This window comes from Stenotrophomonas sp. Steno-Z2, from assembly GCF_056393235.1.
Window position 1 is genome coordinate 664,484 of the sequence record NZ_JBWJOY010000002.1, and the last position, 16,602, is coordinate 681,085.

A 16,602-nucleotide genomic window follows, 5' to 3' on the forward strand; every position below is an offset into this window, starting at 1 on the left:
AAAACGCCACGTTGGTGACGTGGCGTGGGGAGGCGAAGCCTAGCACGGGGCGAGCGGCGAAGGGGCGGCCCCGGCCGCGGAGCGGTCAGCCTGCCTGTAGGAGCGGCTCGACGTGGCCTCGGGCCATCAGCCGCGAAACCGCGCTCCCCGACATGGCGTTTTTCGCGGCTGAAGCCGCTCCTACGGGGCGCTTTTAACCCGCGCCGGCCATCGCCCGCAGGGTGATACCGACCACGTAGGCCGCGCCCGTGCCCACCGCGTAGCCCAGCGTGCCCAGCAGCACGCCCACCGGCGCCAGCGCCGGGTGGAAGGCCGAGGCCAGCACCGGCGCCGAGGCCGGACCGCCGATGTTGCTCTGCGAGGCGATGGCGAAATAGAAGAACGGCACCCGCAGCAGCCTGCCGGCCAGCCACAGCAGCACGATGTGCACGCCGATCCACAGCACGCCCAGCAGGAACAGCCAGGGTTTCTCCAGCAGCGCCAGCAGGTCCATCTGCATGCCGATGCAGGCGATCAGGAAGTACAGGAACATCGAGCCCCACTTCGAGGCGCCCACGCCTTCCAGCTCGCGCGCGCGGGTGAAGCTCAGGCCCAGCCCGATGAAGGTGGCCAGCAGCACCACCCAGACGAAGGGCTTGTCCAGGCTCACCGACGCCGACCAGCCGACGTTGGCGGCGAACCAGCCGGCCAGCGGCGCGGCCACCGCGTGCGAGACCGCCACCGCGCCGAACGCCACGCCGGCCATCACCATCAGGTCGCCCAGCGCCGGGATGCGCGCGTGTTGCGCCTGGTAGCTGGCGACGCGGTCGCGCAGGTCGTCCAGCGCGGTCGTGTCGGCGCCGCTGCGCCGGTCCATCGCCGGCGCGCGCGAGGCGAAGAAGATCAGCACCGCCATCCACACGTAGCCGACGCCGACGTCGACCACCGCGAACTGGCCGAAGGTGGTGGCATCGACCTCGAAGATCTCTTTCATCGCCAGCATGTTGGCGCCGCCGCCGATCCAGCTGCCGGCCAGCGCGGCCATGCCGCCCCAGGTGCTGCCCGCCACCGTATCGGGGTGGATCAGACCCATCAGCCAGAACGCCACCAGCGCGCCGAGCATGATGCTCAGCACCGCGGCCACGTACATGGCCAGCATCTTCCAGCCCAGGCCGAGGATGCCCTTCAGGTCGATGGACAGGGTGAGCAGCACCAGCGCCGCCGGCAGGAACACGTCGCGCGCGATCGGGTTGTAGAGCCGGGTGGTCTCGCCGTCGATCAGGCCGAAGGTGTTGTAGACGCCGGGGATGAAGTAGCACAGCAGCAGCGCCGGCACGACGCCGTAGAACTTCTTCAGCAGCCGGTTGCTGCTGCCCGATGTCCAGAAAATGGCGCCCAGCGTGGCGGCGATCAGGCCGAACACGATGATGTCGTTGCTGATGAGTGCGCCGGAGGCGGCTGCCGTCATCGTCTTTCCCCTTGGTGCGTGAGTGTCGGGAGCTGCCCCCGCTCCCCTCTGCCGACGACGGAAGAAGGGCCCCGGATGCGCAGCCATGTCCGGCCACCGTTCCCCGCCGCCTGCGGAGAGGGACCTGAAGATCGCAACCGTCCTGGTCGCGCCCCTCCACCGCCTGCGGGGGAAGGGGCCCATGGCCGGGCGCGGCCCGCATCCGGGCTGCCGCCGCCCCGCCACGAAAAAGGGCATGCCGGTGGCATGCCCTCTTCCTGCATTACTGGCCGATGTGCTGCTTCAGCCAGGCGTTGACCGTGTCGTGCCACTGCACGCTGTTGTGCGGCTTGAGCACCCAGTGGTTCTCGTCCGGGAAGTACAGCAGCTTCGATTCGATGCCCTTGCGCTGCAGCGCGGTGAACGTGGCCAGGCCCTGCTCCACCGGGATGCGGAAGTCCTGCTGGCCCTGCACCACCAGCATCGGCTTGCTCCAGTTGGCGACGTGGTTGACCGGGTTGAACTTCTCGTAGTTCTGCGGGACGTCGTACGGGGTGCCGCCCTGCTCCCACTCGGTGAACCACAGCTCCTCGGTGGCATAGCCCATGGCGCGCTGGTCGAACACGCCGTCGTGGTTGACCAGGCACTTCCACGGCCCGTTCCAGTTGCCGGCGATCCAGTTGACCATGAAGCCGCCGTAGCTGGCGCCCAGCGCGCAGGCCTTGTCGCCGTTGAGGAAGCCGTACTTCTGCTGCGCCGCGGCCCAGCCCTTCTGCAGGTCTTCCAGCGGGCGGTCGCCCCAGTGCTGGCTGATCGCGTCGGTGAAGGCCTGGCCGTAGCCGGTGGAACCGTGGAAATCGATCATCACCACCGCGTAGCCCTGGCCGGCATAGGTCTGCGGGTTCCAGCGGTAGCTCCAGCCGTTGCCGAAGCTGCCCTGCGGGCCGCCGTGGATCAGGAACGCGACCGGGTACTTTTTGCCTTCCTGGTAGTCGTGCGGCTTGACCACGTAGCCGTGCACGGTCTCGTCGTTCCAGCCCTTGAACGAGAACTGCTCGAACTCACCGAAGTCCACGTCCGGCAGCATCTCGCCGGCGCTGGGGGTGATCGCGCGCAGCGGCGCGCCGGCGGTGGTGGTGGTGAACACCTGGTCGCCGCTCTTGAGCGAATTACGGGTGAAGGCCAGCGCGTCGCCGGCGATGTCGAAGGACGAAACGCTGCCCTCGCCCACCACCTTGCTGACCGCGCCGTCGGCCAGCTTCACCGCGAACAGCGGGTGCTCGCCCATGTCCTGGGCGGTCGTGTAGACGGTGCCGCCATCGGCGGACAGGGTGATGCCGTCGGCCGAGCGGTCCCACTGCGGGGCGATCTCGCGCGCCTTGCCGCTGGCCAGGTCCAGCGCCATCAGGCCGAAGCGGTCGGCCTCGAAGCCCGGGCGCTTCATGGCGCGGTAGTACAGGGTCCTGCCGTCGGCGCTGAACACCGGGCCGGCATCCCAGGCCGGGTTGGCGGCGGTCAGGTTGACCGGCGCCTGCCGGCCGGCGGGATCGAGCCGGTACAGGTCGAAGTTGGTCGACCACGGCTCCTGCCGGCCCTGCACGCGGATGCTGGCCACCACCGCGCTGCCGTCCGGCGACCACACGAAGTCCTCGTTGCCGCCGAATGGCTTGGACGGCGCGTCGCCGGCCAGGCTGGCGCTGATCGCCGTGGCGGTCTTCGCGGCGGCGGCGCCGGCGGCCGGCAGCGGCGCCACGAACAGGGTGTTGCGGCGGCCATCGGCCCAGGTGTCCCAGTGGCGCACGAACATGCTGTCGAACACCACGCCGCTGTTCTTCGCCTTCTCGCGCTCCTTCAGGCGCGTGGCGGTGCAGGACAGGTCCGAACCGCAGTCCTGGAACGCGCCGGTGCTGAACAACACGCGGTCGCCCTGCGGCGAGACCCGGTAGCTGTCCACGTCCAGCGCGAAATCGGTCAGCTGGCGCGGCGCGCCACCGGCCACCGGCATCGCGTACAGCTGCTGGCTGCCGTTCTTGGCGCTGAGGAAGTAGACGGTGCGGCCATCGGCCGACAGCGCGGCCGAGTTGACGTTCCAGCCTTCCGGCGAGAGCTGCTTCGGCGGTGCCATGTCGCGGGTGCGCAGGTCGCGGATCCACAGGCTGCTGCTGGCCTTCAGGTCGGCATCGACCACGCGCTTGGCGAAGATCACCTGGGCGCCATCGGCGGTGAGCAGCGGCGCGGACACGCGGTCCAGCTTCACCATGTCGCGGACTTCGAAGCCGCGGGCGCTGGCCAGCGAGGGCAGCGCGGCGAGCAGGCACAAGGGGAGCAGGGCGTGACGGAGCTTCATGGGATTCTCCCGGAACAAGGCAAACCACGGATGGTAGGCGCGGCCGGCGCCGCCGTGCAAAGGCTTGAAGTCATGCCCCCGGCTGCCGCCCGCAACGGCAAAGCCCCGCCGGAGCGGGGCCTTGCGCGCGGAACGGGGGACGGGCCGGAATCAGCCCTGGGCCGACGTGGCCTGTTCGCCCTTCTTCCCGACCCGGTACAGCAGCCAGCCGACCAGGAACAGCACCGCCAGGCCCACCCACTGCGCCGCGGCGCCCAGGCTGAGCGGCAGCGCCAGCACCTCCGGGTTCTGGGTAACGACGATGGGCAGGGCGATGGCGATGCCCATCAGCGCCTCGCCGGTGATCAGGCCGGCGGAGAACAGCACGCCCGGGCGGTGCACGCGGTCCAGCGCGGCCTCGTCGTCGGCGCGCACCTTGTGGAAGCGCTCGACCAGGTGCGCCAGCAGGCCGCCAAGGAAGATCGGCACCATCAGTTCCAGCGGCAGGTAGATGCCGATGGCCGCGGCCAGCACCGGCACGCGGAAGCGCTTGCCGGTCTTCTTCAGCCAGCCGTCGATGGCGATCACCACCGCGCCGATGACGCCGCCGATGATGATCATGGTCCAGGGCAGGTCGCCGCCGAACAGGCCCTTCGCGACCGAGGCCATCAGGTTGGCCTGCGGCGCCGGCAGGGTCTTGGAACCGATGCCGTAGGCTTCCTGCAGCAGGTTCAGCACCGGCGCCATGATCAGCGCGCAGGAGAACGCGCCGATGCCCAGCATCAGCTGCTGCTTCCACGGCGTGGCGCCGACTAGGTAGCCGGTCTTGAGGTCCTGCAGGTTGTCGCCGCCGACTGCGGCCGCGCAGCACACCACCGCGCCGATCATGATCGCCGCCACCGCGCCCAGCGGCGCGCCGCCGACCTGCACCTTGCCGCCCTCGCCCAGCAGCAACAGCAGCACCACCGAGGCGAACAGGATGGTGGCGATGGTGATGCCCGAGACCGGGTTGTTGGACGAGCCGACCAGGCCGGCCAGGTAGCCGGACACCGACACGAACAGGAAGCCGGCCACGATCATGATGATCGTCATCGGCACGCTGACGTGCCACTGGCCGACGATGGCCTGGTACAGCGCCAGCAGCGGCAGCACGAACAGCACCAGCGCCACCAGCATCCACTTCATCGGCAGGTCGCGCTCGGTCTCGGCCAGCTGCGTGGCGCCGGCGCTCTTGCGCGCCGCGGCGAAGCCGCTCCTGATGCCGGCCAGCAGCGACTTGCGCAGCGAGAACAGGGTCCACACCCCGCCCACCAGCATCGCGCCGACGCCGAGGAAACGGATCTTGGACGACCAGATGGCGAAGGCCGCATCCGCCGCCGGCGCGCCGGCGATGCCCGCGGCCAGCTGCGGGTCGCTGCCCAGGAACAGCGCGTGGTACAGCGGGATGGCGATGTGCCAGGACAGGATCGCGCCGGACAGCACCACGATGCCGACGTTCAGGCCGACGATGTAGCCCACGCCCAGCAGCGCCGGCGACAGCCCGGTGCCGAGGTAGCCGATCACCTTGTTGTTGGCGAAATAGCCGGCGATCGCCCAGCTGTCGGGAATGACTTTCAGGCCATTGGCGGCGGCCAGCTTGACCACGCCGCCGATGGCGGCGGAAATGCCGAGGATCTTCAGCCCCGGGCCCGGGTTCTCACCGGCCTTGAGCACTTCGGCCGCGGCCTTGCCTTCGGGGAACGGCAGCGGCTCCTCGACGATCATCGAGCGCCGCAGCGGCACCGAGAACAGCACGCCCAGCAGGCCGCCGAGGCCGGCGATGCCCAGCACCCACCAGTATTTGAAGTCCGGCCAGTAGCCCATCAGGATCAGCGCCGGGATGGTGAAGATCACGCCGGCGGCGATCGACGAACCGGCCGAGGCGCCGGTCTGGACGATGTTGTTTTCCAGGATGGTGCCGCCGCCGAGCAGGCGCAGCACGCCCATCGAGACGACCGCGGCGGGAATGGCCGTGGCCACGGTCAGGCCGGCGAACAGGCCCAGGTAGGCGTTGGCGGCGGACAGCACCACCGCCAGCACGATGGCCAGGACCACCGCGCGGAAGGTGAGCTGCGGGGGTGCAGCATTGTTCATGGAGGTTTCCCGCTGGCAAAAAACGCTGCAACGCTAACGTCCGCTTAACGGCAAGTCCAGCCGTGCCGCAGCATGCGCCGGGGCGGCGGCGGTCGTCGGACCGCAGGCGCACACCCTGGTACCCCACGCGGCTTTGCCGGTGCTGTCCGTTCGCGCATGGAAGTGCGCTCCCGCGGGGGCGGACGGCCCTGGGTCCGCGGCCCGAGCCGTGCCCGGCTCCTATACTTGCCGCCGATTCCGCCGCCGGCTCCCCGATGCACGCCACCGCCGCCTCCCCGTCCAGCGACTTCCTCGGCCACCCCAAGGGCGTCTACGTCTGCTTCTTCACCGAGATGTGGGAGCGCTTTTCCTTCTACGGGATGAAGGCGCTGCTGCTGCTCTACCTGACCAAGTACCACCTGTTCGGCGACAAGGCCGGGCTGGACCTGCTCGGCGCCTATGGCGGCCTGGTGTACTGCGTGCCGGTGTTCGGCGGCCTGCTCGCCGACCGCTGGCTGGGCATGCGCAAGGCGGTGGTGTTCGGCGGCATCCTGCTGGTGCTGGGCCACCTGGGCATGGCCTTCGAGGGCCACGCGGCGCACCGCGTCGGCGGCGAGGTGGTGCGCGACGACGCCGCGCTGGGCGCGACCTACCTGTCGCTGGCGCTGATCATCATGGGCGTGGGCTTCCTCAAGCCCAACATCTCCACCATCGTCGGCAAGCTCTACCCCGAGAACGACCCGCGCCGCGATTCGGGCTTCTCGCTGTTCTACGCCGGCATCAACCTCGGCGCGCTGTTCGCCTCGCTGGTCTGCGGTTTCCTCGGCGAGGCCTACGGCTGGAAATACGGCTTCGGCGCCGCCGGCATCGGCATGCTGGTCGGCCTGGCGATGTTCCTGTGGGGCCAGAAATACCTGCAGGGCCATGCCGAGCCGCCGCAGCCGGCGGCGCTGCGCGAGCGCGTGGCCGGGCTGCCGCGCGAATGGCTGATCTATGCGATCGCCATCGCCGGCGTGCTGCCGGTGGCCGCGCTGATGTGGGCCGCGGCCAATGGCGCCTTCGCCCTGGGCGGCGAAATCAGCCTGGCGCTGATGCTGATGATCGTGGTGCTGGGCGGCGTACTGCTGTGGTTCGCCTGGTTCACCGGCACCCGCTGCACGCCGGTGCAGCGCCAGCAGATGATCGCGCTGATGGCGCTGATCTTCATGGCGCTGGTGTTCTTCACGTTGTACGAGCAGACCTACGGCTCATGGGTCACGTTCACCGACCGCCTGCTGACCAAGGACCTGGTGCCGTCGCTGGTGGTCCGCGACGGCACGCCGCTGCCATGGTCGATCGCCTCGCTGCTGCTGGCGCCACTGGGCTTCGTGGTCGCCGCGCGCCTGTCCGAGCGCGACCCGGCCTCGAATGCGCCGCGCGTGCTGTTCGCCGCCATCGTCGCGGCGATGCTGGTGATGCTGGTGCGCGACTGCCTGGTGCTGCCGCAGACCGCCGGTTCGCTGACCTACCTCGGCGCGCTGTTCCTGGTGCTGCTGGCGCCGCTGTTCGCCGCGCTGTGGGCCTGGCTGGACCGGCGCGGCCTGGACCCGTCCAAGCCGGTGAAATCCTCGTTCGGCCTGCTGTTCGGCGCGCTGTCGTTCGTGCCGCTGGCGCTGGCCGCGCAGCACGTCGGCGCCACCGGGCAGATGGCCAGCGTGTGGTGGCTGGTGCTGGCCTACCTGGTCCTGGAGATCGGCGAGATGTGCCTGTCGCCGGTGGGCCTGTCGGCCGTCACCCAGCTGGCCGCGCCGCGCGTGGTCAGCCTGATGATGGGCACCTGGTTCCTGGCCACCGCCTTCTCGGAAACCCTGGCCGCCCTGTTCGGCAAGCTCGCCGCCATCGACGTGCCCGAGGGCGAGGTGATGGACATCGCCCAGGCCGCGGCCCGCTACGAGCACCTGTTCTGGCTGCTGATGTGGATCGGCCTGGGCTGCGCGGTGCTCGCCCTGCTCGCCTCGCCGCTGCTGAAGCGAATGATGCACGGCGTGCGCTGAGCCGCTCCATGGTGAAGCAACGGCGCCGTGAAGTGCCGTTGCTTTTCCTGCCCGCGCGCCGCGCCTACTTCGCGGTCTCGCCGCCCAGATGCCGCGAGAGGAACGCCAGCAACCTGCCGTAGTACTCGCGCTGGTGCGGCTCGGTATAGAAACCGTGGCCCTCGGTGTCGTAGTACAGGGATTCGACCGGGACATCCGCCTTCTTCAATGCGGCCTCCATCATGCGCGTGTGCTCGACAGGGGCGATCTCATCCTCGCCGCCCGCCGCCAGGAACACGGGGACCTTGATCCGCTCGGCCATGCGGTTGGGCGAAACGGCGGCCAGCGCGGCCATGTCCTCGCCCACCCAGTCCCTGGACCAGTTCCCGAGGCTGCGCCGCTTGCGGCCATCCTCGCGCTGCATCATCGGCAGATCGTAGACACCCACGTAACCGGCCGCGCAGCGATACAGCGAAGGCTCCTTCGCCACGCCCATCAGCGCCGCATAGGCGCCATAGCTGGCACCGTAGATGCAGATCTTCGCCGGATCGGCGTGGCCCTGCGCGATCGCCCATTTCGTGGCATCGGTCAGGTCGTCCTGCATGGCACCGCCCCATTGGCGGGCGCCGGCATTCTGGAACGCCCAGCCATAGTTGCCCGAACCGCGGTAATTGACCTGCATGACCGTATAACCGGCCGCCGCCAGCATCTGCGCGTCGCGGTCGTACTGCCATGCGTCGAAGATGCCGAACGGCCCGCCATGCGGCATCACCACCATCGGCCGGGCGCCAGATGCGACGCGCGGCCGGGTCAGATAGCCATGGATGGCAAGCCCATCGCGGGCATTGAAGGTGAAGGGTTCGACCGGGGCCGCGGCATCCGGATCGATCCAGCTGCCGCTGCTCACTACATGGGCCACCTGCTTGTTCGCCGTGTCGAACAGGTAGAAGTCGCCGGGGCTGTTGCCCGACCATACCCTGATCAACAGCAGCTTGCCGTCGCGGGTGCTGGAAGTAATACGAACGGACTGGCCGGGAAAGGCGGCCTCCAGACTGCGGTACTGGCGGGCTTCCGGCGAAGCGTCATCGAAGAAAAGATTGCGATGCCGCCCATCCATCACCTGCGCGCCGACCGGAATCGAGGTGCCATTGCGATGGATGATCGACAGCGGGTCGGCGCCGGCGTCATGCAGCACCGTCGTGCGTACGTTGGTCGCCGGATCCCAGGCGACGATGCGGTCGGTGCCGGCATCCTCGCCACGCACCTGCAGGTAGGCAAGCCGGTTGTCCTGCGAGAACCCCAGCGGAATCTCGATCTTCCTGCTGGCGTTCTGGTCGTTGACCAGGCGCCATTCGGCGCCGGTGGCATCGCGGTAGTACAGCCTGCTGACATTGTCCACATTGGCGCCATACGCGAACCGTACCTCGCCGCCGTTGTCGGTCACGAAGCTCGCGCGCCGCACCGGCGCACGCGCCAGCGTGGTACGGCGGCCACTGCGTACGTCCATCCGCTCCGCCCGCGTGAAGGGCTCGTCGCCCAGCAACGGCCATACCGAAATCACCGCATGGCGGTCGTCGTTCGGCAGTACGTCGGTCAGGAACGCAGCCACGTCCTCGACCTTCTTCGGCTGGATGCGGGTGCCGGCGCCATTGCCCTGCACCCGGAAGCCGACCAGCAGGTCGGCCTGCCCACCATCGGCGTTGATCGCATAAATCTCGCCCGTCGGCTGCGGCTGGTCGAGCATGCCGAACTTCTCCGCGATGCCGATGAGCACGCGCTGATCGTTCACCCATTCGAAATCACCCACGTGCGCGTTGCGCACCGGCATGAACGTACCGGTGGGCTTGAGATCGGCCCGGCGGAAGATCGCCAATGCGGTCTTGCCTTCCAGCGGCACCGTCGCCGCGTAGTACTCGCCTGACGGAGATATCTTGATCTCGTTGAACTCATCCTTGCGGATGAACTGCCCCAGATCCACCGCCGCATCCGCCTGCACCGCCGGCATCGACAGGGCCAGCAGCAGCCCCCACAACCTGCCTGCTCTCATTCCATTCTCCCCTGGGGCATCCGGCCCACTGCCAGCGGGATTCTAGCCACGCGGCACATCGGCGTCATATGGAGTGCCCCATCTCCATTCCCGCCAGGGACGCTGCCCGGCCTGCCGCTCGGCAGAAACCCCGATTCTGCCCGTGATAGTGGCTTTCGCCGCCCGCTCCGCCACGTCGGAAACAATGAAGGACGACCTGCGAAAAGTGTCTTCAGGCAGGCTTGATGCGTTTGCCGATGCGGTATGGTTGCCGCCGCCCGATGCGCTCTGGCGTGTATCCCACGTCGCCACAGGCCGCGCCATTCCTGCATGCTTCGCGATACATGCGGCACCTTTTCGAACAGACCGGGGAAAAGATGAAGATCCAGGCACCACGCATGGCCGTTCTGGCACTGGCACTGTTTTCCATGGCCGACGCGCATTCCGGCCCGTCCGCACCCGCCACCGTGGCCCGACATGGATGCGACACGCTCGCGCCGGAGGAAACGGAGGCTGTACGGGGCAGCCGCGAAGCCTTCGAGGCGGCGATGCGTTCGCAGGCCATTCCCGGCGCGCAGCTGGTCCATACGCGCGGCGGCATTTCCGAGGCGTACTGCCATGGCGTGCTGAACAACCATGGCGCGGCGAAGGTCGGCGACGACACGGTTTTCCAGGCCGCGTCGCTGTCCAAGGTGGTCGCCGCCTACATAGCGCTGCGCCTGGTCGATGCGGGAAAACTCGACCTGGATACACCCCTGTGGGACTACTGGCATTCGCCGAGGACCAGGGACAACCCGCTGGCGCGCAGGATCACCGCGCGCATGGTGCTCAACCACACCAGCGGACTGCGCAACTGGCAGATATCGCCCTCGGACCCGGCGATCGACCGCACGCCGCTGGAAAGCAAGTTCGCGCCCGGCGAGCACTACGCCTACTCCGGTGAGGGTTTCTACCTGCTGCAGCGCACCCTCGAGCACATCACCGGTTCCCGCTGGAACGCGCTGGCGGCACGCGAGGTGTTTTCGCGGTTCGATATGCCCAGCAGCAGTTACCTCACCGTCCCCGGGTTCGACGCGCGCACCGCCTCCGGCCACGGCAAGGATGGCGCGCCCGAGCCGGACCGGGTGTTCACCTGGGAGAACACGGCGTGGACCCTGGTCACCAACGCCCACGACTACGACAACTTCATCCAGAGGGCGCTGTACCGCGGCGAAGGGCTGAAACCGGCCACGCACGCGCTGATGTCCGCGCCATCCAGCGATGCCGACGATCCGGCCTCGCCCAGGCCGGCCGATCCGTTCATCGCCTGGGGCCTGGGCGTCGGCCTGCAGGACGCCGACGGCAGGCGGCTGGTCTGGCACTGGGGCGACAACCCCGGCTTCAAGGCCTTCTTCATGCTCGACCCGGCCAGCGGCGAGAGCCTGGTGCTGTTCACCAACAGCGAGAACGGGCCGGGCGCGTACAAACAGGTGCTGCGTGCGTTCATGGGACCGGGGAGTTACCCGGCGGTCGACTGGTCCAGTTCGCAGGACTGATGCGAAGGCCGGTTGCGCTGTCTGCGCGACCGGCCCGGTCGTTGCGGTCAACGCATGCTCAACCCCATACCGCCGGTTCCGGCATCGCCATGCGCCCGCGCTGGTAGACGATGCCGCCCGGCCAGTCCTCGGCCTGCAGCCAGGGGCCGTCCAGGTCGCAAACTTCGCACAGCTGCGCCAGCACCATGCCCGGCGCGACCGACACCGAACCGCCCAGCATGCAGCCCACCATCAGCCGGAAGCCCGCCGCGCGCGCGGCCGCGGCCAGCTCCAGCGCGGCGGTGAGGCCGCCGGTCTTGTCCAGCTTGATGTTGACGAACTGGTAGCGGCCGACCAGCGCGGGAAGGTCGTCCAGCGTGGACAGCGCCTCGTCGGCGCAGACCGGAATCGCACCGTCGTAACCGAGCAGGCCATCGCTGTCCGCCACCGCTATCGGCTGTTCGAGCAGTTCCACGCCGAATGGCTGCAGGGCCGGCACCCAGGCCCGCAGTTCGTCCACGCTCCACGACTGGTTGGCGTCGACGATCAGCCGCGCCCGCGGCGCGCCACGACGGACGGCGGCCACCGCGTCCAGCGGCGAGCCCTTGCCCACCTTCACCTTGAGCCAGGGGTAATCCGCATGCGCGCGCGCGGTGGCTTCGTAGGCGGCGATGTCGCGGATGCCGATGGTCACCGCGCTTTCGACCGGCTGCCAGTGACGGATGCCGGCGCGCGTCCACACCGGCACGCCACTGCGCCGGGCTTCCAGATCCCACAGCGCCGCGTCCAGCGCATGCCGTGCGCCGCCGGCCGGCAGCAGCCGCAGCAGGTCGTGGCGATCGCAGCCCTGTTCCAGCGCCCCGCGCACCTGTTCGATCTGGGCGAGCATGCTTTCCGGCGTCTCGCCCTGGTAGCCGATGCCGCCAGCCTCGCCACGGCCGAGCAGGCCGTCCTCGTGCAGCTCGACGATGACCACGCACGCCTCGCTGCGCACGCCGCGGGCGATGGCGAAGGGCTCCTTCAGTCTCCAGGCGTGCGGCCTGGCATGCAGCATGCGCGCCATGACGGCTTCACCCCATGATCGAGGCGACGGCCCGGTCCAGGCGGCTGCGCATCGGGTCGAAGGCGGGCACGCCCAGTTCGCGCTCGGCGCGTTCCAAGGCGTCCTGTGCGGCGGCATCGTCCATCGCCGAGGTGTTCAGGCTCACCCCCACCAGACGCGCGCCGGGGTTGGTCAGCCGCGCCGCCTGCAGGTACAGGTCGCGCGCCACCGCCAGGGTCGGCACCGGGTAATCCGGCCAGCTGACCAGGTGCGTGCGCAGCGGGTCGTGGCACAACACCAGGCCGTCGGCCTGCGAGCCGTGCAGCAGGCCGAGGGTGACGCCGGCATAGGCCGGATGGAACAGCGAGCCCTGGCCTTCGATCAGGTCCCAGTGGTCGGGCGCGGCGTCGGGCGAGATGCACTCGGCCGCGCCGGCGATGAAGTCGGCGATCACCGCGTCCACGGCGATGCCGGCGCCGGCGATCATGATTCCGGTCTGGCCGGTGGCGCGGAAATCGGCATCGACGCCCTGCCCGCGCATCGCCCGCGCCAGCGCCAGCGCGGTGTATTTCTTGCCCAGCGCGCAGTCGGTGCCGACCATGGCCACGCGCTTGCCGCTGCGCCGCCTGCCGGTGGCGCGCGGCAGGTTGTCCGGTGGCCGCCGCACATCCACCAGCCGCGCCCCCGAACGCGTCGCCGCCTGCGCCAGGCCGGGCACCGATTCCAGCGGCGTGTGCAGGCCGCTGACGATGTCCAGGCCCGCTTCGACCGCGGCGATCAGCAGCGGTCCCCAATGCGCGGGAATGCGCCCGCCGACCGGGGTGACGCCGATCACCAGCGAACGCGCGCCGGCCGCGGCCGCGGCGGCGGGGTCCATCTCCGGCAGGCCGAGGTCGATGCTGCCGCCGGGCAGCCGCGTCTGGCCGATGCAGCCCTGCGCGGTCCAGTCGCGCAGGCCGAAGGCGGTCTTGGCCTTCAGCGGGTTGGTCTCCTCGCCCAGGAACAACAGGTAGGGCATGTGCAGGACCAGCCTGCCGGGTGCCGCGCTCATGGTTTCGCCTCCCTTGCCGCCTGCCACCGTTCATTCGTGTACCGCATCGCTGTCACCTTTGCCCTGGCTGGATCTGCCCGTTGCCATTCGACCATATCGCGCGGTGCGGCGAATCGGGAAAAACCCGGATGTTCCTGTCAGCATCGAGCGCGGCTGCTGCAGGGGCCGCCGCTGCGGCTTGCCAGCGCCGCGGAGCCGCTGCTACATAGCCGGAACGCCACCCGCCGCTGGCCTGCATGCGGCGCCGTCGCCACGTTGTCCGCACCTTCCGGGAGATGCCATGTTGATGCTCGATGCCACCGGCGCCTCCGCCACCGCGGACGGCATGGCCGCCGAGCGCGCGGCGCTGGTGAAGGCGCTCGACATGGCCTCGCTGTGGCAGGCCTGTGCGGCGCTGGTCAACAAGGCCCTGCCCTGCCATTCCTGCAGCCTGCTGTTCGACATCGACGGCTACCGGCCGCTGCAGGGCCGCCATCACCTGGCCGATGCCGGCGACGGGGACAGCCGCCTGGTCACCAGCCTGGAGGTGGCCGCGCCCTACCTGGACGCGAATCCGCGGATCCGCTGGTACACGTTCTCGCAGATCGCCTCGCAGGACGCGCTGGCGCCGGAACGGCTCAAGGCGCAGAACCCGGCGCCGGCCTGGCGCGAGTTCATCCACCTGGCGTTCTGGGACGGCACGCGGCTGGAGGCGGTGCTGAGCATCCGCATCCTCGCCGCGCACAGCGAACTGTCCGACGCCGAACTGGGCTTCCTGGCCGGGCTGTACCCATTGCTGGACGCGAGCCTGCAGCGCGTGCGCCTGCTCGAATCCGACCGCCTGCGGCACAAGGCCGTGGAAGACCTGCTGTACGAGCTGCCACTGGCGGCGCTGCTGGTGGACGGGGACCTGGCGCCGTCCTACATGTCGCGCGAAGCCAGGCGCATCTGCCGGCGCTGGAGCACGGACGGCGAACGCGGCGGGCGCCTGCCGCGCGCGATCGAAGCGCCACTGCGCCGCTGGATGGAGGACGCAACCGGCACGACCATGGCGCCTGGCCAGCGCGCCAGTTTCGCCATCGCCCATCCGCAGCGGCCCACCGAAACCCTGCGCGTGGAGATCAGTTCGGCACCCGGCAATTCGTTGCGCCACGCGCAGCACCTGTTGATCCTCGCGCCCGCGGGCGAAGCCGGGGAAATGGCCGAAGCGCTCTCCGCCCGCGCCCTGCCCCTGCTCAGGTGCCTGTCGCCCAGCGAGCGCAAGGTCGCCGGCCTGGTCGCCTCGGGACTGCGCAACGCGGCCATCGCCGAGCGCCTGTGCCGCTCGCGCAAGACCATCGAGTCGCAGATCAGCTCCATCTTCCGCAAATTGAATGTCGCCAACCGCACGCAGCTGGCACGGCTGCTGAACTGAGCGGGCGAAGCGCGGCCTTGCCTCACTTCAGTGGAACCAACGCGGAGCCGCCGTGGGCCATTCGCGTGGCCCTGCATGCGGGGTCGGCCCATGGCCTCGCCGCCTGCACGAACCGGCGTTCTTCAAGCCTGCCGAGGACATGCGTCGCCAGCGGCATGCTGGGCCATGCTGGCCACCTGAAAACCGAGCGACCGAACGACCGGGAAACCGGCGGATCATGGCAAGGCATACAATCCAGGCAGACGTGAGCCGGCCGGGACGAGTGCGCGATGACGATGGCCGCCGCGGCCCGCGGCCCGCGGCCCGCGGCGTGCCAGCACGTGCGCGCGCGGATGCGCGCCTCAGCGCGACGCTGGCGCCGCCACCTTCGCGCGCCGCACCGCGTCCAGTACCGGCTCCAGCGGCAGGGCCGCGGCGGTGCCGCGGTGTCCCTGCACGGTGTGGGCACGAAACAGCGAATTGACGATGGCCTCCTCGGTCGCCTCGGCGGCGGCCTGGAACAGCGGCGACATGGCTTCGCCGGCGAGGCTGCGCGCCGGCTGCGCCGCCACCTCCGGATCGCGCCGGTTCTCCTTCGCCGTGGAGAAGGCGATGACGTAGTCGCCCGAGCCGTTGGACATCACCGAACCGGTACGCGCCAGCCCGACCAGCGCCCGCTTCGCCAGGCGCTGCAGCTGCGCCGCGTCCAGCGGCGCATCGGTGGCCACCACCATCATGATGCTGCCGTCGCCGGTGCTGGGGGGCGGCACCGCCAGGCTGCGCGCGTAGGCCGCCGGGTCCGGCAGTACCTTCCAGACTGGCACGCCGGCGATGGTGAGTTCGCCGCCGAAATTGCTCTGCACCAGCACGCCGACCGTATAACCGCCCCCGGCCGCGGGCAGCTGCCGCGAACTGGTGCCGATGCCGCCCTTCCAGCCGAAGGCGACCGTGCCGGCGCCGGCACCGACATCGCCTTCCTCGACCTCGGCGTAGGACGGCGTGGCCAGGGCACGCTCCACCAGCGCCGGCGTCAGCGGCCGCGCGCGGATGTCGCTGAGGTAGCCGTCGTTGGTCTCGCCGACCACCGGATTGATCGAGCGCACCTGCTCCATGCCCGGCTGGCGCAGCAGCCAGTCCACCGCCGCATCGGCAACCTTCCACGTGCTCAGCGTGCCGGTCAGCAGGATTGGCGTTTCCAGCTCGCCCAGTTCCTGCACCTGGGTGATCCCGGCCAGCTTGCCGTAGCCGTTGCCGACGACGATCGCGGCCGGCACCCGCTGCCGGTACACATTGCCGGCATGCGGCAGGACCGCGGTGACGCCGGTATGCAGGCGCGTGCCCTCGCGCAGCGTGGCGTGGCCGACGCCGACCCCGGCCACGTCGGTGATGGCATTGCGCGGCCCGGTCGGCAGCGTGCCGATCACCACGCCCGCCTCGCGCGCCCGCGGCCGCTGCTCGGCCGCGGACGTGGCCGACACCGCACCACCGGCGGCCAGGGCGAACAGCAGGATGGACCAGGGCTTCATCATTCGGCGATCTCCAGCGGGGCAGATGGGCACCGCGCCACGGTACAGGATGCTTCTCCGCTCCACAGCGCATGCGGGGCCGGATCACCAGCTCCGTTGCATGATCCTGGCGCCGAAACCGTGCCGGCGCATCGGGAGAAATCCTGATTCCCGCCTCGGCGGATGCCTCAAAAACAAAGAGCCCCGAAGTATCGG

General features: G+C 69.7%; 10 protein-coding genes. 3 read left to right on the plus strand and 7 right to left on the minus strand.

The features are described 5' to 3' along the window. Positions 1-193: 193 nt before the first annotated feature. From AC06FP_RS08130 to AC06FP_RS08140, 3 genes are all read right to left on the minus strand, one after another. Positions 194-1,447, minus strand: coding sequence for a DUF819 family protein (locus AC06FP_RS08130; protein ID WP_456118484.1), 1,254 nt, complete (start codon positions 1,445-1,447; stop codon positions 194-196). Between the two features lie 262 nt (positions 1,448-1,709). Beyond that, on the minus strand, positions 1,710-3,773 hold the full coding sequence (locus AC06FP_RS08135; protein ID WP_478075147.1) for a dipeptidyl-peptidase 5: 2,064 nt from the start codon (positions 3,771-3,773) through the stop codon (positions 1,710-1,712). A gap of 150 nt (positions 3,774-3,923) precedes the next feature. Continuing rightward, a complete protein-coding gene (locus AC06FP_RS08140; protein ID WP_478075148.1) occupies positions 3,924-5,885 on the minus strand; it encodes an OPT family oligopeptide transporter in 1,962 nt (653 codons plus the stop codon). 254 nt (positions 5,886-6,139) lie between these two features. Here AC06FP_RS08140 and AC06FP_RS08145 point away from each other — a divergent pair, with 254 nt between their 5' ends. After that, on the plus strand, positions 6,140-7,897 hold the full coding sequence (locus AC06FP_RS08145; protein WP_478075149.1) for a peptide MFS transporter: 1,758 nt from the start codon (positions 6,140-6,142) through the stop codon (positions 7,895-7,897). A 64-nt stretch (positions 7,898-7,961) separates the two neighbouring features. On the opposite strand, the gene AC06FP_RS08150 is transcribed toward AC06FP_RS08145, so the two are convergent. Next, a complete protein-coding gene (locus AC06FP_RS08150) occupies positions 7,962-9,923 on the minus strand; it encodes an alpha/beta hydrolase family protein (RefSeq protein WP_478075150.1) in 1,962 nt (653 codons plus the stop codon). A gap of 377 nt (positions 9,924-10,300) precedes the next feature. On the opposite strand from AC06FP_RS08150, the gene AC06FP_RS08155 reads away from it, so the two are divergent. After that, positions 10,301-11,437, plus strand: a complete 1,137-nt coding sequence (locus AC06FP_RS08155) for a serine hydrolase domain-containing protein (RefSeq protein WP_478075151.1) — start codon at positions 10,301-10,303, stop codon at positions 11,435-11,437. Positions 11,438-11,495: 58 nt separating this feature from the next. On the opposite strand, the gene dgcA is transcribed toward AC06FP_RS08155, so the two are convergent. Continuing rightward, positions 11,496-12,479, minus strand: a complete 984-nt coding sequence (gene dgcA, locus AC06FP_RS08160; RefSeq protein WP_478075152.1) for an N-acetyl-D-Glu racemase DgcA — start codon at positions 12,477-12,479, stop codon at positions 11,496-11,498. A 7-nt stretch (positions 12,480-12,486) separates the two neighbouring features. Beyond that, positions 12,487-13,509, minus strand: a complete 1,023-nt coding sequence (locus AC06FP_RS08165) for an N-acetyltransferase DgcN family protein (RefSeq protein WP_478075153.1) — start codon at positions 13,507-13,509, stop codon at positions 12,487-12,489. Positions 13,510-13,789: 280 nt separating this feature from the next. Here AC06FP_RS08165 and AC06FP_RS08170 point away from each other — a divergent pair, with 280 nt between their 5' ends. Beyond that, a complete protein-coding gene (locus AC06FP_RS08170; RefSeq protein ID WP_478075154.1) occupies positions 13,790-14,902 on the plus strand; it encodes a helix-turn-helix transcriptional regulator in 1,113 nt (370 codons plus the stop codon). 341 nt (positions 14,903-15,243) lie between these two features. Here the strand turns inward: AC06FP_RS08170 and AC06FP_RS08175 are convergent, their stop codons facing one another. Beyond that, a complete protein-coding gene (locus AC06FP_RS08175) occupies positions 15,244-16,407 on the minus strand; it encodes a DmpA family aminopeptidase (RefSeq protein WP_478075155.1) in 1,164 nt (387 codons plus the stop codon). Positions 16,408-16,602: the final 195 nt, after the last annotated feature.